The sequence below is a fragment of the Mesorhizobium metallidurans STM 2683 genome (genome assembly GCF_000350085.1).
In the GTDB taxonomy this organism is placed as follows: Bacteria; Pseudomonadota; Alphaproteobacteria; order Rhizobiales; family Rhizobiaceae; genus Mesorhizobium; species Mesorhizobium metallidurans.
In genome coordinates this window covers 1-21,781 of record NZ_CAUM01000023.1, presented here as the reverse complement: position 1 = coordinate 21,781, position 21,781 = coordinate 1, and the positions used below count along the sequence as shown (strand labels likewise).

The 21,781-nt window shown below is 64.0% G+C and carries 18 protein-coding genes; 8 read left to right on the top strand and 10 right to left on the bottom strand.

Annotated features, from left to right (window positions below; genetic code table 11):
• Nucleotides 1–5 precede the first annotated feature (5 nt).
• Nucleotides 6–875 carry a sugar phosphate isomerase/epimerase family protein gene (locus tag MESS2_RS04975; protein ID WP_008873001.1) on the bottom strand — a complete coding sequence of 290 codons (870 nt, stop codon included), beginning with the start codon at nucleotides 873–875 and terminating at the stop codon, nucleotides 6–8.
• Nucleotides 876–1,162: 287 nt separating this feature from the next.
• Between MESS2_RS04975 and MESS2_RS04970 the strand changes: the two genes are divergently transcribed.
• A complete protein-coding gene (locus MESS2_RS04970; protein WP_008873000.1) occupies nucleotides 1,163–2,233 on the top strand; it encodes an SDR family oxidoreductase in 1,071 nt (356 codons plus the stop codon).
• Here the strand turns inward: MESS2_RS04970 and nagA are convergent.
• The 4 genes from nagA to MESS2_RS04950 are packed head-to-tail and all read right to left on the bottom strand — an operon-like array spanning nucleotide 2,230 to nucleotide 6,075.
• Entirely contained in the window at nucleotides 2,230–3,390 is a 1,161-nt protein-coding gene (nagA, locus tag MESS2_RS04965; protein ID WP_008872999.1) for an N-acetylglucosamine-6-phosphate deacetylase, read from the bottom strand. The two genes, MESS2_RS04970 and nagA, sit on opposite strands and share 4 nt — an antisense overlap.
• Nucleotides 3,387–4,418 (bottom strand): SIS domain-containing protein, encoded by a 1,032-nt coding sequence (locus MESS2_RS04960; RefSeq protein WP_008872998.1) that lies wholly within the window; start codon nucleotides 4,416–4,418, stop codon nucleotides 3,387–3,389. Before MESS2_RS04960 ends, nagA begins: the two co-directional genes overlap by 4 nt.
• Nucleotides 4,415–5,197: a GntR family transcriptional regulator gene (locus MESS2_RS04955; RefSeq protein WP_008872997.1), complete on the bottom strand. Its 783-nt coding sequence runs from the start codon at nucleotides 5,195–5,197 to the stop codon at nucleotides 4,415–4,417. The genes MESS2_RS04960 and MESS2_RS04955 overlap by 4 nt, the downstream gene beginning before the upstream one ends.
• Complete coding sequence (locus MESS2_RS04950; protein WP_008872996.1) at nucleotides 5,194–6,075, bottom strand: glucosamine kinase nucleotide-binding domain-containing protein; 882 nt, start codon at nucleotides 6,073–6,075, stop codon at nucleotides 5,194–5,196. The genes MESS2_RS04955 and MESS2_RS04950 overlap by 4 nt, the downstream gene beginning before the upstream one ends.
• Nucleotides 6,076–6,274: 199 nt before the next feature.
• Between MESS2_RS04950 and MESS2_RS04945 the strand changes: the two genes are divergently transcribed.
• The 6 genes from MESS2_RS04945 (at nucleotide 6,275) to MESS2_RS04920 (ending at nucleotide 12,807) form a co-directional block, all read left to right on the top strand.
• Nucleotides 6,275–7,234, top strand: a complete 960-nt coding sequence (locus tag MESS2_RS04945) for an N-acetylmuramic acid 6-phosphate etherase (protein ID WP_008872994.1) — start codon at nucleotides 6,275–6,277, stop codon at nucleotides 7,232–7,234.
• A gap of 2 nt (nucleotides 7,235–7,236) precedes the next feature.
• Nucleotides 7,237–8,496 carry an ABC transporter substrate-binding protein gene (locus MESS2_RS04940; protein WP_008872993.1) on the top strand — a complete coding sequence of 420 codons (1,260 nt, stop codon included), beginning with the start codon at nucleotides 7,237–7,239 and terminating at the stop codon, nucleotides 8,494–8,496.
• A gap of 248 nt (nucleotides 8,497–8,744) precedes the next feature.
• Nucleotides 8,745–9,668 (top strand): carbohydrate ABC transporter permease, encoded by a 924-nt coding sequence (locus tag MESS2_RS04935; RefSeq protein WP_008872992.1) that lies wholly within the window; start codon nucleotides 8,745–8,747, stop codon nucleotides 9,666–9,668.
• Nucleotides 9,669–9,895: 227 nt separating this feature from the next.
• A complete protein-coding gene (locus MESS2_RS04930; RefSeq protein ID WP_008872991.1) occupies nucleotides 9,896–10,735 on the top strand; it encodes a carbohydrate ABC transporter permease in 840 nt (279 codons plus the stop codon).
• Nucleotides 10,732–11,793 (top strand): Gfo/Idh/MocA family protein, encoded by a 1,062-nt coding sequence (locus MESS2_RS04925; protein ID WP_008872990.1) that lies wholly within the window; start codon nucleotides 10,732–10,734, stop codon nucleotides 11,791–11,793. Before MESS2_RS04930 ends, MESS2_RS04925 begins: the two co-directional genes overlap by 4 nt.
• Before the next feature lie 15 nt (nucleotides 11,794–11,808).
• Nucleotides 11,809–12,807 carry an ABC transporter ATP-binding protein gene (locus MESS2_RS04920; protein ID WP_008872989.1) on the top strand — a complete coding sequence of 333 codons (999 nt, stop codon included), beginning with the start codon at nucleotides 11,809–11,811 and terminating at the stop codon, nucleotides 12,805–12,807.
• A gap of 206 nt (nucleotides 12,808–13,013) precedes the next feature.
• Here MESS2_RS04920 and MESS2_RS04915 read toward each other — a convergent pair whose 3' ends face one another.
• The 5 genes from MESS2_RS04915 to MESS2_RS04895 form a co-directional block, all read right to left on the bottom strand.
• On the bottom strand, nucleotides 13,014–13,859 hold the full coding sequence (locus tag MESS2_RS04915) for a fumarylacetoacetate hydrolase family protein (RefSeq protein ID WP_008872988.1): 846 nt from the start codon (nucleotides 13,857–13,859) through the stop codon (nucleotides 13,014–13,016).
• Nucleotides 13,860–13,890: 31 nt separating this feature from the next.
• A complete protein-coding gene (locus MESS2_RS04910) occupies nucleotides 13,891–14,622 on the bottom strand; it encodes an SDR family oxidoreductase (protein WP_008872987.1) in 732 nt (243 codons plus the stop codon).
• A 185-nt stretch (nucleotides 14,623–14,807) separates the two neighbouring features.
• Complete coding sequence (locus MESS2_RS04905; RefSeq protein ID WP_008872986.1) at nucleotides 14,808–17,180, bottom strand: aldehyde dehydrogenase family protein; 2,373 nt, start codon at nucleotides 17,178–17,180, stop codon at nucleotides 14,808–14,810.
• A 236-nt stretch (nucleotides 17,181–17,416) separates the two neighbouring features.
• A complete protein-coding gene (gene deoC / locus MESS2_RS04900) occupies nucleotides 17,417–18,472 on the bottom strand; it encodes a deoxyribose-phosphate aldolase (protein WP_008872984.1) in 1,056 nt (351 codons plus the stop codon).
• A gap of 151 nt (nucleotides 18,473–18,623) precedes the next feature.
• Nucleotides 18,624–19,451, bottom strand: a complete 828-nt coding sequence (locus tag MESS2_RS04895; RefSeq protein ID WP_008872983.1) for a ferredoxin--NADP reductase — start codon at nucleotides 19,449–19,451, stop codon at nucleotides 18,624–18,626.
• Between the two features lie 233 nt (nucleotides 19,452–19,684).
• Between MESS2_RS04895 and MESS2_RS04890 the strand changes: the two genes are divergently transcribed.
• Nucleotides 19,685–21,769 carry a hydantoinase/oxoprolinase family protein gene (locus MESS2_RS04890; protein WP_008872982.1) on the top strand — a complete coding sequence of 695 codons (2,085 nt, stop codon included), beginning with the start codon at nucleotides 19,685–19,687 and terminating at the stop codon, nucleotides 21,767–21,769.
• Nucleotides 21,770–21,781: the final 12 nt, after the last annotated feature.

The following is a 21,781-nucleotide window of genomic DNA, read 5'->3' as shown; positions in this document are numbered from 1 at the left end:
ATTTATCAGCCGGCGACTTTTTCCGCCGGTTCGAACATTGCCATCGTCGTATCGTAGGAGCGCTTCGCCTGCTCTTTGAGCGGCAGCAGCCGGTGGGTCTCGCTGAGCACCTCGACCGAGAAGAAATCGTTGAATCCGGTGGCCTGGACCGCCCTGATGAAGGAACGCGGATCGAGCGCGCCTTCGCCGCACAGGAGGCGATGATGGAGCGTGTCTTCCCACAGCGTGCCGACGACCTCCGCCTTGGCGTCGTTGAGCTCGACCGATTTGAAATAGCTGGCCGGCAGCTCGCGAAGCTCGTCATAACTCATGCCGCCGCGCGCCACGTGCCAGATGTCGATGCACAGCCCGCCATTGTCCTGGCCCGCCTGCCGCACCACTTCGCGTGCCGTCTTCAAGTCGCGTATGTTGGTGAAGGGCAGCATCTCGATCGCGACATTGGTGTTGGCCGCCCGCGCATCCTCGCAGACTTCGGCAAAGGCCGCCGCATAATGCGGGATGTCGATCGTCTCGGCATACATTTTGGGCGCGATCTTCAGGTCGCGCGCGCCAAGCACGGCCGCCGCCTCGAGCAGATCGTGCTTGACCCTGTCGGAGGCGGCTTTCTTCTCGCCGGTTTCGAACCAGTCGCCGAGGAATTCGACTTCGACATGGACGATGCCATTGTCGTCGAAGATCTGCTTGATGCCCTTGAGGCCGATCTTGACCGCATTCGCCATGATGTCCTGGTAGACCAGGCCCATGCCGGTGTAACCGGCGGCGGAAGCCGCCTCGGCCCGCTCTCGCAAGGAGAAGGGACTGACTTCGCTCGGACCCATCGGGTATCGGTCACCGGAAATGGTCCAGTACGCCGCCAGCAGCTCTACCTTGGCCATGCGATTTCCTCCTCAATGCTGCAGGGCGAAAGCCGTCGCCTGCCGGATCGTCCAAAGGCGACCCGCTCCTCCAGTCGGGCATCTTCCGTTTGGCTTTTTGGGATGCAACAGGAAGAATTATCAAATCGAGCATTCCGCCGACGTCCCGTCGCCGAGGTGGCCTCCAAACTTTATCATTCTGAACAACACGACCGTTGCCGCTTTGACGTGACGTTCTATCCTCGCCGGTAACAAACAATAATGCCGGCTTTCGCGTTGTGCGAACCGGCCCTCTGAGGAGATGACGCATGGCAGATCATACGGCATTGGTGGTTGGCGCGAGCGGCATGATCGGTGGCAATCTTGCCCGTGAACTGATTGGCCGTGGCTGGACGGTTCACGGCCTGTCGCGCAACCCGGGCGGCGACGTGCCGGGCATGCGACCGGTCGCCGCCGATCTGCTCAGCGCGACGATTGTCAAGGCAGCGCTTGCGGATGTCGCGCCGACGCATGTGTTCTTCACGACGTGGTCGCGGCGCCCGACCGAGGCGGAGAATATCGAGGTCAACAGCGCCATGGTCAGGAATGTGCTGGATGCGCTGTCGCCGAAGAAATCCGTGCGCCACGTGGCGCTGGTCACCGGCCTGAAGCATTATCTTGGGCCGTTCGACGCCTATGTATCGGGCGGCTTCCTGCCGGTGACGCCGCTGCGCGAGGAACAGCCGAGGCTGGACCTGCCGAACTTCTACTACGCCCAGGAAGACGAGGTCTATGCCGCCGCCAGGCGCGACGGCTTCACCTGGTCGATCCACCGCCCGCACACTGTCATTGGCAAGGCGATCGGCAATGCGATGAACATGGGCAGCACGCTGGCCGTCTACGCCTCGGTCTGCAAGGAGACCGGCCGCCCTTTCCGCTGGCCGGGTTCGGGCGGGCAGTGGAACGGCCTGTGCGACGTCACCGACGCCGGCATCCTGGCCAAGCACCTTGCCTGGGCGAGCACCACCGGGGCGGCGCGCAACCAAGCCTTCAACGTCGTCAATGGCGACTTCTTCCGCTGGAACTGGCTGTGGCCGCGCCTGGCGGCATGGTTCGGCGTCGAGCCGGCCGGATTCGACGGTGCGATCCATCCGCTCGAAGCCGAGATGGCCGACGCGCCGGCAATCTGGAAGGGCATGGTGGCGAAATACGGATTGAAGGAGGCCGACCTCGACCGTTTGGCCTCGCCCTGGCATACCGATCTCGATCTCGGCCGCCCGATCGAGGTGATGACCGACATGACCAAGAGCCGCGAACTCGGCTTCACCGACTATCAGTCGACCGAACGCTCGTTCCTCGATCTTTTTGCGCAGCTAAGGGCCGAGCGGCTTATCCCTTAAGCCTCGAAAACCTTGTCGCCGCCGATCCAGACGCCTTTGACGTCGAGATCATCCGACAGCGCAACGATGTCCGCCGCGGTGCCGTTGACGAAGCGCCCGAGCCGATGCGCCTGGCCGATCGCCTCGGCCGGATAGAGCGAGGCCATGCGCAATGCCTCGGAGAGCTCCAGCCCGACGACGCGATTGACGAAGCGCACGGCGGTGATCATGTCGAGATCGGCGCCGGCAAGCGTTCCATCGGCCAGCCGCAGGCTGCCGTCCTTGCGGTAGATGGTGCGGCCGTTCAGCGTGAACGAGGTCATGTCGGTACCGATCGTCGCCATGGCGTCGGTGATGAGGAAAATCCTGCCCGGTCCCTTCTTGGCGCGCAACGCAATCGCCATGGTGGCGGGATCGACATGGATGCCGTCGGCGATGATGCCGGCATGGAAGGCGCCGATGTCGATGGCAGCACCCGCCAGCCCCGGCTCGCGATTGCCGATCTGGCTCATGGCGTTGAACAGATGCGTGGCCATCGTGGCGCCGGCCTCGGCAAAGGCGCGCGCCGTGGCATAGGAGGTGTCGGAATGGCCGAGGCTGACGACAAGGCCGGCCTCGGCCAGCACCGAGACGCGGGCGGCTTCGACGGATTCGGGCGCGATCGTCGTCAGCAGCACCGGCAGCTTCCGCCGCGTGGCGATCAGCGCGGCCTGGTCGGCATCCGTCATCGGCCGGATCAACGCCGGGTCATGCGCGCCCTTGCGGGCGATCAACAGATGCGGACCTTCAAGATGCAGGCCGAGAAACCCCGGCACTTTCCGCCGCGCCGCTTCAACCCCCGCGGCAACCGCCGCCGCGGTGATGTCGGGCGTGTCGGTGATCAGCGTCGGCAGCAGTGCTGTCGTGCCGAAGGGCGCATGCGCCCGGCAGATGGTTTCGATCGAGCCGACATCGGGATGATCGTTGACCATGACGCCGCCGCCGCCATTGACCTGCAGGTCGACGAAGCCCGGCGCCAGCATGCCGCCGCCGGTCTCGATACGATCGATGCCGGATGGAATGGCGCCATTGGGAATGATGGCTTCAACCAGGCCGTCGCGCACGACAAGGGCCGCATCCTCGTGCCAGTCGTCGCCGTCGAAGATGCGGGCGCCAGTCAGGGCAAAACGGTCGCTCATACTGTTTCCGTCACCTTGCGCAGATTGCGCGGCAGGTCCGGATCGAGGCCGCGATGACGGGCAAAGGCCTCGACGAAGCCATAGAAGGACACGATCAGCGTCAGCGGATCGGTCAGTGGATGGCCGGTGGCGACATGCGGCAGGGGCTGGGCGCTCTTTGCCTTGTCCGAGGTGACGAAGACCGCCGCGCCCTTGCCCGCCAAAGCGTCCGCAGCCTCGGCGACCGACGGCTCGGAAGCATCGCGGGCGGCCAGCGCCAGCACCGGAAAGCCCGGCCCGACCAGCGCCAGCGGCCCATGCATGACCTCGGCCGCGCTATAGGCCTCGGCATGCATGGCGCATGTCTCCTTGAACTTGAGCGCCGCTTCGTTGGCAAACGCCGAGGACGGGCCGCGACCGAGGATGTACAGCGATCTTGGCGTCTTCAGCGCACCGGCCAGCGCCATCCAGTCGCAGGCGATCGCCTTGCGGAAATGCTCCGGCAGCCGGGCAAGCGCTGCCAGCAGCTTGTCGTCGCCGGTGCTGTGCGCCATCAGGGCGAGGCCGGCGACCGCCGAATTGACGAAGGTCTTGGTCGCCGCGACGCTCAGCTCCGGCCCGGCAAGGATATCGATGGCGTAATCCGAGGCTCGCGCGAGCGGCGAATCGGCGGTGTTGGTGATGGCGACGGTCAGCGCGCCGCCGGCCCTTGCCGCTTGCGCCATAGCGACGATGTCCGGGCTCTTGCCAGACTGCGAGATCGCGAGGCAGGCGGAGCCGGCGAGCCTGAGTTTCGCGCCATAGATCGAGGCGATCGACGGGCCGACCGAGGCGACGGCGAGGCCGGCGGTCAGCTCGACGGCGTATTTCATGAAGGTGGCGGCATGGTCGGACGAGCCGCGCGCGACGGTGACGATGAAATGCGGATCACGCTCGCGAATGCCGCGTCCGGCTTCGGTCAGCACCGCTGCCGAACCGTCGAGCAGCCGGGCGGTGGCTTCCGGGATTTCCTCGATCTCGCGCCGCATATGGGTTTTGGTTGCGTTCATGGCCGGACCTCTTCTCCCGGCCCGCTCAGCCGGAGTTCGGCGACGAAATCATAGGCGTCGCCCCTGTAGATGGAGCGGGTGAACTCGATCACCTTGCCGCTCGCCAGATAGGAAATGCGTTCGATATGCAGGCCGGCAATGCCGGGCGGCACTTCAAGCAGCCGCGCGTCGCTGTCGCCGAGATTGGCGGCGGAGATGCGCTGCACTGCCCGCACCGGCCGGTGGCCGGTCAGTTCCAGCGCCGCGTAGAGCGAGGACCCTATCCCCGCCGGGTCGGGGAGCACGCTTGCCGACAGCGCCGCGCGCTCGATCGCCAGCGGCGTGTCGTTGGCGATGCGCAGGCGCGCCACGCGCGCCACCAGTTCGTTCGACGACAGGCCGAGCACCATCATCTCATCGGGCGATGGCGCATAAAGGCCGCGGTCCAACCAGGCCGACCGCACGGCCATGCCGCGCCGGGCCATGTCCTCGGTGAAGGACGTCAGCCGCGACAGCGATTGCTCGACGCGCTCCATGCGCGGCGCGACGAAAGTGCCGGAGCCATGGCGCTGGATGAGGATGCCGCCCTTGACCAGGTCCTGCACCGCCTTGCGCACGGTGACGCGCGAAATATCGGCCTTCGTGGCGATGTCGCGCTCGGAAGGCAGCGCGTCGCCTGGTCCGATCAGGCCGCGATTGACGGCGTCCTCGATGCTCTTCCTGAGCTGGAGATAAAGCGGCGCGCCGCTTTGCGAGGATTGCTTCAGCGTGGCGAAGATCTGGTCGGCGGCCTCGCTCATCGCGCCGCCTCCGCTGCTCTGGCGAAAAGACGCACCGCCATCTGCACCGCGCCGCCCAGCGCATCGTCGAGCGGTGGCTTCATGAGCGCCTGGTAGCGCGCCGACAGGCGCGGCGCATAGAGCGGCGCCAGCCCGCCGAGCAGGCAAAGCGGGGCGGTGCCCGAGAGATCCAGCACGCCGAGCGCTGCCTCGACATCGGCGACCGCCTTGTCGAGGATCCAGTTGGCGACGGTGTCGCCCTTTTTAGCATGGTCGAAGACCTTGGGCGCGAAGCCGCCGAAATCGCCCGGCTTGGCGTTGGTGGTGAACTCGACCACATCCTCGGGGTTGTTGCGGAAGATGGCGAGCATGGCTTCGGTCAGCGGCGAGCCCCGGCGGATGCCGTCATGGGCGAGCAGCGTCTGTTCGAGCAGGTCGCGGCCGATGCGGGCGCCGCTGCCCTGGTCGCCGACCTGGAACCCCCAGCCGCCGATGGCGCGCGACTTGCCTTGCTTGCGCGCCATATAGGCGGTGCCGGTGCCGAGTATGGCCATGGCGCCGTCGCCGGAGCCAACCGCGCCTTCCAGCGCGATCTCGGCGTCGGTCTCGACACGGCTGATGCGGAACGGCAGGATCGCTTCGAGTTGCTGCCTGTAGGTGCCGACATTGGCGCCGGCAAGGCCGAGAACGGCCGGAGTCTGCGGGATCAGTGCGGGATCCCTGCCCGCGGCGACAAAGGCCTGCTGCGCTGCGTCGACGATATTGGCCCTGGCGCCGGTGAGGTCGGTGCGGATGTTGGCGGCACCGCTTTTGGCGCGGCCGAGGACGCTGCCGTCGGCCGTTGCAAGGGCCGCCCTGCAGCTGGTGCCGCCGCCATCGATGCCGAGCACGAGTTTCACGCGATTTCTCCTCCGGGCGGATAATACCAATAAAATACCAATAGCCAAGAGTTAATTTCCGTTTCAAAAAAATTAAGGCGTACTTTATTGAAAAATCCGCATATTTCGCCGGCAAGGCAATTCCGGGACGTCGAATTCGTTAATGCGTGTGGACAAGTGGTATTTTTTTGGTATTGTTTTGTGGATTGGAGGGAACGGTATGGCCGAGAAGCGCACAGAAGCGCGTCACCAGAATGCCGAGGGGCTGGACATCCAGGCCCCGGACGCCATCCTTTCCTCGTTAGTCAATGCGCAGATCGAAGCCGCCAAGGCCGTGCGCGGCGCCATTCCGGCAATAGCCGATGCGGCCGGGATCATCGCCGGCCGGCTGAACGGCGGCGGCAAGCTCGCCTATGCCGCGGCCGGCAGTTCAGGCCTGATGGCGCTGGCCGATGCGCTGGAACTGCCGGGTACTTTCGGCATCAGGCGCGACCGCATCGCCATCCTGATCGCCGGTGGCGACGAAGCCTTCAGGACGCTGGCCGGCGGTCCGGAGGACGATACCGGCGAAGCCGCGGCCGCGGTCGCCGTTGCCGGCATCGGCAAGGATGATTGCCTGATCGCCGTTTCGGCCAGCGGCTCGACGCCTTATGCGGTCAGGGCGCTGGAGGAGGCGCGCAAGCGCGGCTCCGCCACCATTGCCATCGCCAACAACAGGGATGCGCCGCTGTTGCGGCTGGCCGACATCGCCATCCTGCTCGAAACGCCGCCGGAGCTGATCGCCGGCTCGACGCGCATGGGCGCCGGCACAGCCCAGAAGATCGCGCTCAACATGCTGTCGACGCTCACCGCCATCCATCTCGGCCACGTCCATGACGGCTACATGGTCAACCTCATGGCCGACAACATCAAGCTGCGCGACCGCGCGGCGCGCATCGTCGCCGCCATCTCGGGGCGCGGCAGGGACGATGCGGCGCGCTTGCTCGAAAAGAGCGGCGGCGCCGTCAAGACCGCCATTCTGCTCGCCGCCGGTGCTGCCAGCGCCGATGCGGCGCAGAAGATACTGGAAGGGACCGGCCAGAAGCTGCGACCGGCGCTTTCCGCGATCGAGGGGAGCAAGGGGCGCAATGCCTCCGTTCTCATCAAAACCGAACCTGAAAAAGGTCAACAGGGAGACTGAGCATGACAACGAAACTATTGACGGCACTTCTTCTCGGCACGAGCATTCTCGGCTCCGCCGGGGTGGCTTGTGCCCAAGACGTAACCCTCAACATCGAAAGCTGGCGCGGCGACGACCTTGCCATCTGGAAGGACAAGCTGATCCCGGCTTTTGAATCCAGGAACCCGGGCATCAAGGTGGTGTTCGCGCCGTCGGCGCCGACCGAATACGACGCGGCGCTGGGCGCCAAGCTCGCCGCCGGCTCGGCCGGCGACCTGATCACCTGCCGTCCCTTCGACAAGTCGCTGGAACTCTACAAGAAGGGCAACCTAGCCGATCTCTCGGCGCTGCCCGGCATGGAGAACTTCTCCGACGTCGCCAAGGCCGCCTGGCAGACCGACGACGGCAAGGCGAGCTTCTGCGTGCCGATGGCCTCCGTCATTCACGGCTTCATCTACAACAAGGACGCCTTCGACAAGCTCGGCATCAAGGTGCCGGAGACGCGCGACGAATTCTTCGCCGCGCTCGACAAGATCAAGGCCGACGGCACTTACATCCCGATGGCGATGGGCACCAAGGACCTCTGGGAAGCGGCGACCATGGGCTACCAGAACATCGGCCCGAACTACTGGAAGGGCGAGGAAGGCCGCCTGGCGCTGATCAAGGGCGAGCAGAAGCTCACCGATCCGCAGTGGGTCGAGCCCTTCAAGGAGCTGGCCAGGTGGAAGCCCTATCTCGGCGACGGATTCGAGGCGCAGACCTATCCCGACAGCCAGAACCTGTTCACGCTCGGCCGCGCCGCCATCTACCCGGCCGGTTCGTGGGAGATCGGCCTGTTCAACACCCAGGCGCAGTTCAAGATGGGCGCCTTCCCGCCGCCGGTCGAGAAGGCCGGCGACACCTGCTACATCTCCGACCATACCGATATCGGCATGGGTCTGAATGCTGCTTCGAAGAATGCCGATGCGGCCAAGACCTTCCTGTCCTGGGTCGCCTCGCCCGACTTCGCCACCATCTACGCCAACGCGCTGCCGGGCTTCTTCAGCCTGAACAACACGCCGGTGAAGATGGAAGACCCGCTGGCCCAGGAATTCGTCTCCTGGCGCGGCAAGTGCAAGTCGACGATCCGCTCTACCTACCAGATCCTGTCGCGCGGCACGCCGAACCTCGAGAACGAGACGTGGGTCGAATCGGCCAACGTCATCAACGGCACCGATACGCCGGAAGCTGCCGCCAAGAAGCTGCAGGACGGCCTCGACAGCTGGTACAGGGCGGGCAAGTAAGAGCTCAGGCAACGGGCAGGGCCGTTCCAAGTGGACGGCCCTGCGTTTTTCGATAGCATCGACTGCGAACGACAGCGCCGCCCCTCATCTGCCTGCCGGCACCTTCTCCCCGTATGGTGACGGGGAGAAGGGACAAGCCGCAACGCTGGCGACCCCTTTCCCCGTCCTTCACGGGGAGAGGGTAAGGGTGAGGGCAGCGCTGCCGACAGAAGCATTTTGCCCAGACCTGATCGGCGGGGACCGAACTCATGGCCGCAGCACCCAAACGACCGTTCCGCTGGCACATCGGCGTTTTCCTGGCACCGGCGCTGCTCGTCTATACGGCGATCATGATCCTGCCGCTGGCCGGCACGCTGCAGCTGTCGCTGTTCCGTAACATCGACCAGTCGCAGGTCTTCGTCGGGCTGGAAAATTTCCGCACGCTGTTCGGCGACCCCAACTGGTCGGTCAATTTCTGGAATGCGCTCAGGAACAATGTCTGGTTCTTCATCATCCACATGCTGGTGCAGAACCCGATCGGGGTGTTGCTGGCGGCACTGTTGTCCAGCCCGAAGCTGCGCTTCGCGGCCTTCTACCGTACGGCGATCTTCGTGCCGACCATCCTGTCCTTCGTCATCGTCGGCTTCGCCTGGAAACTGATTCTGTCGCCGCTGTGGGGCGTGGCGCCGAACCTGCTCGACCTTATAGGACTCAAGAGCCTGTTCACGCCGTGGCTCGGCAAGGAAGAATATGCGCTGACCACGCTCAGCCTGATCTCGGTGTGGCAGTTCGTCGGCATCCCGATGATGCTGATTTATGCCGCATTGCTGTCCATCCCCGAGGAGGTGATCGAGGCCGCCGAATGCGATGGCATCACCGGCATGTCGCAGTTCTGGAAGATCAAGCTGCCGCTGATCCTGCCGTCGATCGGCATCATCTCGATCCTCACCTTCGTCGGCAATTTCAACGCTTTCGACCTGATCTACACCGCGCAAGGCGCGCTCGCCGGCCCGAACTATTCGACCGACATCCTCGGCACCTTCCTCTACCGCGCCTTCTTCGGCTTCCAGCTGCAGGTCGGCGATCCCAACATGGGCGCGGCAATCGCCACGATGATGTTCCTGATCATCCTCGGCGGTGTGTGCGTCTACCTCTTCCTCGTGCAGACGCGCCTGCGTCGTTACCAGTTCTGAGGGGCTGATATGTCGAGCTTGAACGCCCCCCTCTGGCCTGCCGGCCATCTCCCCCTCAAGGGGGGAGATTGGATGTCATCACTGCTTTCGCCAATCACCGACGTCGCAAAAGGAACGCCTTTGGCGAAGCTGCCGATCTCCCCCCTTGAGGGGGAGATGTCCGGCAGGACAGAGGGGGGTGCCTTGGCGCCGTTCCTTGGAAATGCAGCTCGTCAGGAGACTTTCCAATGAGCACGGCAACCCGCTCCCTTCCCCGCAGCATCGGCGCCCACGCGATTCTGTTGACCTACACGGTGATCGCGTTGTTTCCGGTGATCATCGTGATCATGAATTCGTTCAAATCCCGCGCCGGCATCTTCGGCGCGCCGCTGACGCCGCCGACGCCCAAAACCTTCGACCTGATCGGCTACACCACGGTCATCGGCCAGGGCGATTTCATCCACTATTTCCAGAACAGTCTCGTCGTCACGGTCGCATCGCTGTTCTTCGTGCTGCTGTTCGGCGCCATGGCCGCCTTCGCGCTGTCGGAATATCGCTTCCGCGGCAACACGATGATGGGGCTTTATCTCGCGCTCGGCATCATGATCCCGATCCGCCTCGGCACCGTCGCCATCCTGCAATTGATGGTGGCGAGCGGGCTGGTCAACACGCTGACGGCGCTGATCCTTGTCTACACCGCGCAAGGCCTGCCGCTCGCCGTCTTCATCCTGTCGGAGTTCATGAAACAGGTGTCCGACGATTTGAAGAATGCCGGCCGCATCGATGGGCTATCGGAATACACCATCTTCTTCCGGCTGGTGCTGCCGCTGGTCAGGCCGTCGATGGCAACCGTCGCCGTCTTCACCATGATCCCGATCTGGAACGATCTGTGGTTCCCGCTGATTTTGGCGCCATCGGAAGAGACCAAGACGGTGACGCTCGGCGCGCAGCTCTTCCTCGGCCAGTTCGTCACCAACTGGAACGCGATCCTGGCAGCACTCTCGCTGGCGATCATGCCGGTGCTGATCCTCTACGTCATCTTCTCGCGGCAATTGATCCGCGGCATTACGTCGGGAGCCGTCAAGTGAGTTCGCAAAAACCCCTTCGCGTCGTCGTCGCCGGGCTCGGCAATATGGGCCGCAGCCATGCGCTGGCCTACCACACCAATCCGGGTTTTGAGATCGCGGCACTCATCAACCGTTCCGACGTGCCGTTACCGGGCGGGCTCTCCGGCTACGGCATCAGGCACTCTTTCGACGACGCGCTGCGTGACGAAAAACCCGATGTCGCCTGCATCGCCACCTATTCCGACAGCCATGCCGACTATGCGGTCAGGGCGTTCGAGGCAGGCTGCCATGTCTTCGTCGAAAAGCCGCTGGCAACCACTGTCGCCGATGCAACGCGCGTCGTCGCGGCCGCCAAGGCCAACGGCAAAAAGCTGGTGATCGGCTACATCCTGCGCCATCACCCGTCCTGGATCCGGCTGATTGCCGAGGCGCGCAAGCTCGGCGGCCCCTATGTGTTCCGCATGAATCTCAACCAGCAATCCTCGGGTCATACCTGGGAGACGCACAAGCAGTTGATGCAGACCACGTCGCCGATCGTCGATTGCGGCGTGCACTATCTCGACGTGATGCTGCAGATCACCGACGCCAAACCGGTCGAGGTGCGCGGCATGGGGCTGCGGTTGACCGATGAGGTGGCGCCCTCGATGTACAATTACGGCCATCTGCAGGTGCTGTTCGATGACGGTTCGGTTGGCTGGTACGAAGCCGGCTGGGGGCCGATGATTTCGGAAACGGCCTTTTTCGTGAAGGACGTCATCTCGCCGAATGGCTGCGTATCGATCGTGATGAAAGAGGGTGTCAGGTCCGACGACATCGACACCCACACCAAGACCTCGACCATTCGCTTGCACAGTGCGGCGACCGGCCCGGACGGCAGGTTCGCCAGGCCTGACGAGATGCTATCGATGGAAGGCGAACCCGGCCATCAGGATCTCTGCGATCTCGAACAGGCCTTCGTGCTGAAGGCAGTTCGAGAGGATATCGATCTGACCCGCCATATGGACGACGCGGTGAAGTCGCTCGCCGTCTGCCTTGCCGCCGACGAGAGCGTGCGCAGTGGCGCCGCCGTCAAACTCTAGAACAGGAACGACGCCGTGGGCTCGCTGAACATCGAGAACGTGAAGAAGGCTTTCGGGCCGGTCGAGGTGCTGAAGGGCATCAACCTCGAAGTGACGGATGGCGAGTTCGTCGTCTTCGTCGGCCCGTCGGGCTGCGGCAAGTCGACCTTGCTCAGGGTCATTGCCGGACTGGAGGACTCGACTTCGGGCCGCGTCGTCATCGACGGCGAGGATGTCTCCGCCACGCCGCCGGCCAAGCGCGGCATCGCCATGGTATTCCAGACCTATGCGCTCTATCCGCATCTGACGGTAAGGAACAATATGGGCCTCGGATTGAAGCAGGCCGGCACGCCGGCGGCCGAGATCGGGCGGCGCATCGGCATCGCCTCCTCGATGCTGTCGCTGGAGCCGTATCTCGAAAGGCGGCCGGCGGAACTCTCCGGCGGCCAGCGCCAGCGCGTCGCCATCGGCCGCGCCGTGGTGCGCGAGCCCAAGCTTTTTCTGTTCGACGAACCGCTTTCGAACCTTGATGCAGCGCTGCGCGTCAACACGCGATTGGAGATCGCGCAGCTGCACCGCCGGCTGAAGGCGACGATGATCTATGTCACTCACGATCAGGTCGAGGCGATGACGCTGGCCGACAAGATCGTCGTGCTCAACGCCGGCAGGATCGAACAGATCGGCGGCCCGATGGAGCTTTATAATTCGCCGGCCAATGATTTCGTCGCCGGCTTCATCGGCTCGCCCAAGATGAATTTCGTTGATGGCGCGAGACTGGGCGAGACGGCCAAAACCATCGGCGTTCGCCCTGAGCATCTGACCGTCGATCCGAAATCCGGCACCTGGAAGGGAACGGTGGTCCATGCCGAGCATCTCGGCGCCGACACCAATCTTTATCTCGATTGCGAAAAGGCCGGGCTGATCACAGTGCGTATCTTCGGCGTCTACAACGCCGAACCCGGCGCCACGCTCTACGCAACGCCGGATCCGGCGAAGACGTATAGGTTCGGGGCCGATGGCAAGGTGCTGAAGTAGCGCCGGCTACCCCTTGTCCCCCTTGTGGGAGAAGGTGGCCGAGCGAAGCTCGGTCGGATGAGGGGTGTTGGAAGGATCGCTGCCTTGAAGGCGTAAGTGCCTAAAATCCTTCGATGTTTTCTCGCCGCGTTTCTTCCAGCACCCCTCGTCCGTCTCGGCGCTACGCGCCGATCCGCCTTCTCCCGCAAGGGGAGAAGGAACGGCGCTCAGACGTCCGCCCTGAACGTCTGTTTCTGCGTACCCATGCCTTCGATGCCCAGCTCGACGACGTCGCCGGCCTTCAGGAACACCGGCGGCTTCATGCCCAGCCCGACGCCGGGCGGCGTGCCGGTGGAGATGATGTCGCCCGGATGCAGCGACATGAACTGGCTGAGATAGGAAACGAGATAGGCGACGCCATAGACCATGGTCTTGGTCGAGCCGTTCTGCATCGTCTTGCCGTTGACCTTCAGCCACATCGGCAGGTTCTGAGGGTCCTTCACCTCGTCCTTGGTGACCAGCCACGGCCCGATCGGCCCGAACGTGTCGCAGCTCTTGCCCTTGGTCCACTGGCCCTGCCGTTCGGCCTGGAAGGCGCGCTCGGACACGTCATGCGAGACGCAGTAGCCGGCGACATAATCGAACGCCTCAGCCTCGCTGACATATTTGGCGGTTTTGCCGATGACCACGCCAAGCTCGACCTCCCAGTCGGTCTTGACCGAGCCGCGCGGGATCAGCACGTCGTCGTCAGGCCCGACGATGGCCGAGCTTGCCTTCATGAAGATGATCGGCTCCGGCGGCACGGTGGCGCCGGTTTCGGCGGCATGGTCGGAATAGTTGAGGCCGATGCAGATGAACTTGCCGGTGCCGGCAACGCAGGCGCCGATGCGCGGGCTGCCGGAAACCGCCGGCAGCGATTTCGCATCGAGCTTCGACAGCATGTCCAGCGACGCCGGATGGAGCGTCGTTCCGGCGATGTCGGCGACATGGGCGGAGAGGTCGCGGATCGTTCCATCCGCATCGATGAGACCGGGGCGTTCGCTCCCCGCGTCGCCATAGCGCAGCAGTTTCATTCTTTTTCTCCTGATTGCGGCCGGTGGCCTCTTAGATCGACCAGCCACCGTCGATATTGTAAGCCTGTCCCGACGTATAGGTGGCGCCGGCGAGATAGACGGCGAGATCGGCGATTTCTTCGGGCGTCCCCAGCCGGCCCATTGGCTGGCGGACAATGAAGGCGGCGCGGGCCGCCTCATAGTCGCCCTGCGCATGCATGCGGTCCTGCAGCGACGGGCTCTCGACCGTGCCGGGGCAGATCGCGTTGCAGCGTATGCCCTTGCCGACATAGTCGGCGGCGACCGCCTTGGTCAGTCCGATCACCGCCGCCTTGGTCAGCCCATAGACGAAGCGGTTCGGCACACCTTTGGTCGAGCTGGCCAGCGAGGCCATGTTGATGATCGCGCCGTCGCCACGCTCCAGCATACCGGGCAGCACGGCGCGGATGGTGCGGATCATCGCGCGCACATTGAGGTTGAAGGCGAAATCCAGATCGGCCTCCTTCATATCGAGGATCGAGCCTGAATGGACAAAGCCGGCGCAGTTGAACAGCACGTCGACGGCGCCGATCTCGGCGAAGGCGGCGTTGACGGCCGCATCGTTCAGCACGTCGAGCTTGCGGGTCTTGATCCCCGATGTCTTGCCGAGTTCGGCGAGCAGCACCTCGTTGATGTCGGTGGCGTGCACCACGGCGCCTGCCTTGGCGAAAGCCAGCGCGCTCGCCCGGCCGATGCCTTGCGCCGCCGCCGTGACGACAACGACCTTGCCTGCCAAATCCGCCATGCTTTTTCTCCTCGCCCGCTCGGGTCATCCGCATTTATCTGCGGACGGCCAAGGCGTCATGTGCCAGTCAGGCGCTATCATGCGGCCTGTGCTTCTGCAGTTCACTGATAAAAATGTTTTTTCTCGTTAAAGAACACACATCCGGGCGTCAAGCCCGAACACGATCGTCATTCAACTGGAAACTCTCAATCGCCGTAGGGCACCCAGACGTTCTTGACCTCGACCGCACGGCGCAGCAAGGCATCGCCTGCCGCGTCAGCCGATGTCCAGTCGAGGCTGCGGCCGTTACCGGTCCACACACGTTTCAGATTGCCAACGGAGTCCGCTTCCGCCTTGGCACAGGTCTCGGCATCGGCGAAGATCCAGAGCCCGTCGACATCGTCGTGCTTGGCCAGCACGCCGGCGAGCTCGGCGCTGCGGCCGGTGACGATGTTGATGGCGCCGGCCGGAACGTCGGAATATTCGATGACCTGATAGAGGTCGGTGGCCAGCAGCGGATATTTTTCCGAAGGCACGGCCACCACGGTGTTGCCCACGGCGAGCGCCGGCGCCACCAGCGAGATCAATCCGAGCAGCGGCGCATTGTCCGGCGCCACGATGCCGACGACGCCGACCGGCTCGTGCAACGCCAGCGTGACCGCGCGGGCCGGCGGCTGATGCACGCGGCCTTCGAACTTGTCGGCAAGGCCGGCATAGAGGAACAGCCGCTCGATCGACTGCTCGACCTCTTCACGCGCCGCCTTGGCGGCGGCGCCGGTAAGCTCGGTGAGACGGGCGGCGAATTCATCGGCACGACCGGAGAGGTTTTCGGCCAGATAGTAGAGCACCTGGGAACGATTATAGGCGGTCGCCTCCGGCCACCCCTTGCAGGCGCGGGCAGCCGCGACGGCGTCGCGGATGTCCTTGCGGTTGCCGAGGCCGACTTCGCCGGCAAGCTTGCCCTTGGCGGTGGCAATGCCAATCGAATAGTTGCCGTCCGGCCTGACCTGCTTGCCGCCGATGAACAGCTTTGCCGTGCGATCGATGGCGTCGCCTTCCGACCTCTCGACGGGTTGGACCGAAGCCGCCGCCGGCTTGACGACCGGACCAAGCGGCAGTTTTGCCGCGAGATATTCGAACATGCCCTCGCGTCCGCCTTCGCGGCCAAAGCCGCTTTCGCGGTAGCCGCCGAAGCCGCAGGCGGCATCGAACATGTTGGTGCCGTTGACCCAGACGACACCGGCCTTCAACTGCGGCGCGACATGCAAAGCGAGATTGACGTTCTCGCTCCACACCGAGGCGGCCAGACCGTAACGGGTGTTGTTGGCGAGCTCGATCGCTTCCTCTGTGTTGCGGAAACTCATGGTCGCAAGAACCGGCCCGAATACTTCTTCTTGGGCCAGGATATTAGCCGGCGAAACACTGGTGGCTAACGTCGGAAGATGGTAGTAGCCAGAGGATGGCAGGGCTGCGTCCGGCTGCCAGCAGACGGCGCCCTGTTTCGCCCCTTCCGCGACCAGGCCCTTGACGCGGTCGAGCTGGCTCAAATCGACCAGCGGGCCGATATCGGTGTTCTTGTCGAGCGGGCTGCCGACGCGCAGCCGGCTCATCCTCACCTTGACCTTGGCGATGAAGGCGTCGGCTATGCCTTCCTGCACCAGCAGCCGCGAACCGGCGCAGCAGACCTGGCCCTGGTTGAACCAGATGCCGTCGACCAGACCCTCGACGGCGCTGTCGAGATCGGCGTCCTCGAAGACGACGAAGGCCGACTTGCCGCCAAGCTCCAGCGACAGTTTTTTGCCGGACCCCGCGGTGGCTTTCCGGATGATCTTGCCGACTTCCGACGAACCGGTGAAGGCGATCTTCTGAATGCCTGCATGATTGACGATCGCCGCACCCGCTTCCGGGCCGCCCTGGACGATGTTGACGACGCCCTTCGGCACGCCGGAGCGTCCGCAGATCTCGGCGAACAGGATGGCGGTGAGCGGCGTGAACTCTGCAGGCTTCAGCACCACCGTGCAGCCGGCGGCAAGGGCGGGCGCGATCTTCCAGGCCAGCATCAGCAGCGGAAAATTCCACGGAATGATCTGGCCGACGACGCCGACGCCCTTGTGATCCGGAAAATCCCTGTCCAGCGCCTGTGCCCAGCCGGCATGGTGGATGAAATGGCGGACTGCCAGCGGCACGTCGATGTCGCGGCTTTCGCGGATCGGCTTGCCATTGTCGATCGATTCCAGCACCGCGAACAGGCGCTGGTGGCGCTGCATGGCGCGGCCGATGGCGTACAGCACTTTCGCGCGCTGATAGCCGGAGGACGCGGACCATTTCGGCAGGGCTTTCGCGGCGGCCGAAACCGCCGCGTCGATATCGGCTACACCGGCATCCGACACCTTGGCCAGCAGCTTGCCGGAGGAGGGATCGCTGGTCTCGAAAGTCTTGCCGCTTGTGGCGGCTTTCCAGTCGCCACCAATGAACAGCACCTTGCCGAAATCGCGCGCTGCCAGCCAGGCATCGGCCTCATTCCGCGCCTCCGGCGCCGGGCCATATTCCATGGCGTGATAGCGTTCGAGAATGTTCATGGAGAACTCTTTCGCGAGGAAGATTTCGATTTTGGCAGGCGCTCTACGGCGCCCCCCTCTGTCCTGCCGGACATCTCCCCCTCAAGGGGGGAGATTGGCAGCTTCGACCGCATCGCCAATCTTACAACGTTGAAAATTGGCGAAAGCTGGGATGACATCCAATCTCCCCCCTGGAGAGGGAGATGTCCGGCAGGACAGAGGGGGGCGCGAAGGAACTCCACGTTCAAAACTCTGATCTAAGCCATCGCGTGGCGGTGATTGGCCGAATAGTGGCCCGTCAGATGGTGCTCAAGCTGGCGCTCGATGTCGGTCAGAAGGCTCGACGCGCCGAAGCGGAACAGCTCCGGCTCCAGCCAAGGCCGTCCCAGTTCTTCCTTCATCAGCACCAGCCAGTCGAGCGAGACCTTGGCCGTGGAAATGCCGCCGGCCGGCTTGAAGCCGATGAGATAGCCGGTCTCCTCGAAATAGGCGCGGATGGCGCGCACCATGGCGAGGCCGACGGGCAGCGTCGCGTTGACGCTTTCCTTGCCGGTCGAGGTCTTGATGAAATCGGCGCCGGCCATCATCGCCACCATGGAGGCCAGCATGACATTGCGCAGCGTGGCGAGATCGCCGGTGCCGAGAATGACCTTGAGATGCGCCTCGCCGCAGGCGGCGCGCATCGAAACGATCTCGTTATAGAGTTCCTGCCATTTGGCCCCGAAAACCAGGCCGCGCGGAATGACGACGTCGATCTCGTCGGCGCCGTCGCGGACCGAGGCCTCGATTTCCTGCAGGCGCGTCGACAGCGGCGCGAGGCCGTGCGGGAAAGCGGTGGAAACGGCGGCGACACGGATGCCGGTGCCGCGCACGGCGTCGACGGCCGTGGCGACGAAGGGATGATAGACGCAGACCGCCGCCGGACGGATAGTTTCGCCCGTAATGCCAAGGCCCTCGACGATGTCGCGGCGGAACGGGTTGATCGCCTTGGCGCAGAGCCGGCGCACGCGCTCCTCGGTGTCGTTGGAGTTCAGCGTCGTCAGGTCCATGCAGGCCACCGCGCGCAGCAGCCAGGCCGCCTGGTTGTCGGCCTTGATCGAGCGCCGCTTGGTCAGGCTGGCGACGCGGTGTTCCAGCGCCGAGCGATTGACGCTGCGCACCGATTCCATGAAGCCGAGATCGAGCCGCATGCCTGGATTGCGGGCGATGGCATGGTCTGGCGGCACGGGCGTGTTGGCGGCGGTGCGTGCCGGCAGCGGCGTGACCTTGGAAGCGCCGCCACCAAGGCCGGCCTCGCGGATTGTGCTGCTCATCTCCTGCCCCTTTGTTCAGCGATCATGCCGAAGATAGCCCGTGAAGTCGTACTTCACGAGTCTTTCACGCGGTCATAACGGAAAAAGGCCGTCAAAGCAGCTGGTTTTTGACCGAAAGGTCAAACTTGATTTGGAACGAAGCGCCTGCCCCTCAGCCGACGAAAGCGCGCTCGACGACGAAGCTCGACGGTTGATGCAGCGAGCCTTCGTGGAAGCCCAGGCTTTCGGCGAGTTCCTTGACGTCCTTCAGCATGTGCATCGAGCCGCAGATCATGATGCGGTCGGTCTCGGGATCGAGCTTGTCGATGCCGAGGTCGCTGTAGAACTTGCCCGAACCGATCAGCGCGGTGATGCGGCCCATGCGCGACGATTCTTCACGCGTCGTGGAATTGTAGAGCGTGACGCGGCCGCCGGTCAGTTCGCCGATCAGCGGGTCGTTCTCCAATGCCGCGACCAGTTCCTGGCCATAGGTGAGTTCGGCATTGTCGCGGCAGGTGTGGGTCAGGATGACCTGATCGAACTTCTCATAGGTATCGGGATCGCGCAGCAGGCTGGCGAAGGGCGCGATACCGGTGCCGGTCGAGATCATGAACAGCCGTTTTGCGGGGGTCAGCGCATCGAGCACCAGCGTGCCGGTCGACTTCTGCCGCATGATGACGGTGTCGCCGACCTGGATCTTCTGCAGTTCGGAGGTAAGCGGGCCGTCCGGCACCTTGATCGAGAAGAATTCCAGCTCGTCGTCCCAGGCCGGACTGGCGACGGAATAGGCGCGATACACCGGCTTCTCGGCATTGGGCAGGCCGATCATGACGAACTCGCCGGAGCGGAAGCGCAGCGACTGCGGCCGGGTGATGCGGAACGAAAACAGCCGGTCGGTATAGTGCTTCACCGAGACGACGGTTTCGGCATGGACATTGGCCGGTATAGGGAATTGCAGCGGGCGGGCGCCGGCGGTGTTGAACGCGGATGTGGTGTTCATCAAACCTAACCTTCTGGCCCAACTTCAGACCTAATCTTCAGGCCCGGGGCGCCAAACCTTCTCCTGCGCGCCCGAACCGGTCAGGTTCCAGCGTGCGGTTGCACACTCCGAAGCGGTAAGCTCTTGTGTCCGGAATTTATTAGTATACAAATGATATTTGCGTCAAGAGACCGCCGTAAAACACCTTTCCAAACTAAGACATATCCATAGTCCGGGCATTTCGGGTTTCGACAATGAAAGAGAATTTTTCGGCGCGGGCGCTGGATTCCCTGGGCAGCGTCGTCGCCGGCATCGATGTCGGCGGAACCTTCACCGACCTGCTTCTGATCGACGGCCGCAACGGCGGCCGGGTGCATATCGCCAAGACCCCGACCACGGTTGACAACCAGGCCTTCGGCGTCGTCTCGGCCCTCGGCGTCACCGGCTTTCCGGTCAATAGCATCGATCTCATCGTGCATGGCACCACCACCACCACCAACGCCGTGCTGGAACGCCGTCTGGCCAGGACCGGCATGATCACCACGAGCGGCTTTCGCGACGTGATCGAGCTTGGCCGGCGGACCCGGCCGCAGCCCTATGGCATGACCGGCACATTCGTGCCGATCATTCCCCGCAATCTCCGGCTCGAAGTGTCGGAGCGGGTCGAGGCCTCGGGCTCCATCCGCGAGCCGCTCGACGAGGCCGGGATGCGCGCGGCGGTTTCGCAGTTGATCGCGGCCGGCTGCGAATCCCTCGTCATCCATTTCCTGCATTCCTACGCCAACCCGTCGCATGAGCGGCGCGCGGCCGAAATCGCCGCCGAACTCTGGCCGAACGGCTATATCACGACGGGCCATGCGCTGCTGTCGGAAGCGCGCGAGTTCGAGCGGGGCGTGACGGCTTCCGTCAATGCCTCGGTGCAGCCGATCCTCGAACGCTATGTCGAAAGGCTGCGCAAGGAGCTGGCGGCCAAGGGTTACGCCCGCGACTTCCTGATCATGAACGGCAATGGCGGCATGATCTCGGCCCGTTTCGTCACACGTGAATCGGCCAAGACCGTGATGTCCGGGCCGGCCTCCGGCGTCATTGCCGCCGCCTATACGGGAAAGCGTGCGGGCTTCGAAAACCTCGTCACCTACGACATGGGCGGCACCTCGACCGACGTGGCGCTGATCCGCAATGCCGAGCCTGCCGTCTCGAACGAGATCGAGATCGAATATGCGATGCCGATCCATGTGCCGATGGTGGCGGTGCATACGGTCGGCGCCGGCGGCGGCTCGATCGCCCGCGTCGATGCGGCCGGCCTGATCCAGATCGGCCCGGAAAGTGCCGGCGCCAATCCCGGTCCGATCTGCTATGGGCGCGGCGGCAGCGAGCCGACCATCACCGACGCCAATCTGGTGCTGGGACGGCTGGCGCCGAAGAAGCTGCTTGCGGTCGAAAACCCGGTCACGGTCGAGCGCGTCACCGGCATCTTCGAGGACAAGATCGGCAAGCCGACCGGCCTGTCCGGCGTCGAGGCGGCGGGCGCGGTGCTGAGGCTCGGCAATATGAAGATGGCCGGCGCCATCCGCATGGTCTCGGTTTCGCGCGGCCACGATCCGCGCGATTTCGCGCTGTTCGCCTTTGGCGGCGCCGGGCCGCTGCATGCGACCGCGCTGGCGCGCGAACTCGGCCTGCCAAAGGTGCTGGTGCCGGCGCGGCCCGGCATCACCAATGCCCTCGGCTGCGTTGTCGCCGATCTCCGCCATGATTTCGTCAACACGGTCAATCAGCCGGTGGCCGGCCTCGATGAAACCAAGCTTCATGCTGTATTGGAACGGCACCGAAATGAAGGCGAGGAGCTGATCGGCAAGGAAGCGGTGAAGCCGGAAACGATCCGCGTCACCCATTCCGCCGATATGCAGTTCGTCGGCCAGACCCATATCATCAACGTGCCGCTGCCATCGTCCTCGGTGACTCGGCACGAATTGCAGCAGCTTTTCGAAAAGGCCTATTTCGCCCGCTTCAAGGTCGAGCTGCCGGAGATCCGCGCCAATCTGGTCAATCTCAACACATCGGTGACGGGCGTGCGTCCGGCGATCGATCTGGCGCGCCTGATCGACCCCGCCGGGCGCGCCAAAACGCTCGATAAGGCACGGCGCGAGATCCGGCCGGTCTGGTATGCCGGCACGTGGCACGATACGCCGGTCTACGCACGCGAAAAACTGCCGCTCGATGCCATCATCGAAGGGCCGGCGATCCTCGAACAGATGGACGCCACCACCGTGCTCGAACCCGGTGACCGGGCACGCTCGGACGCCGACGGCAACATCATCATAGAGGTGAGGCAGTTATGATAAGGCCTTCAT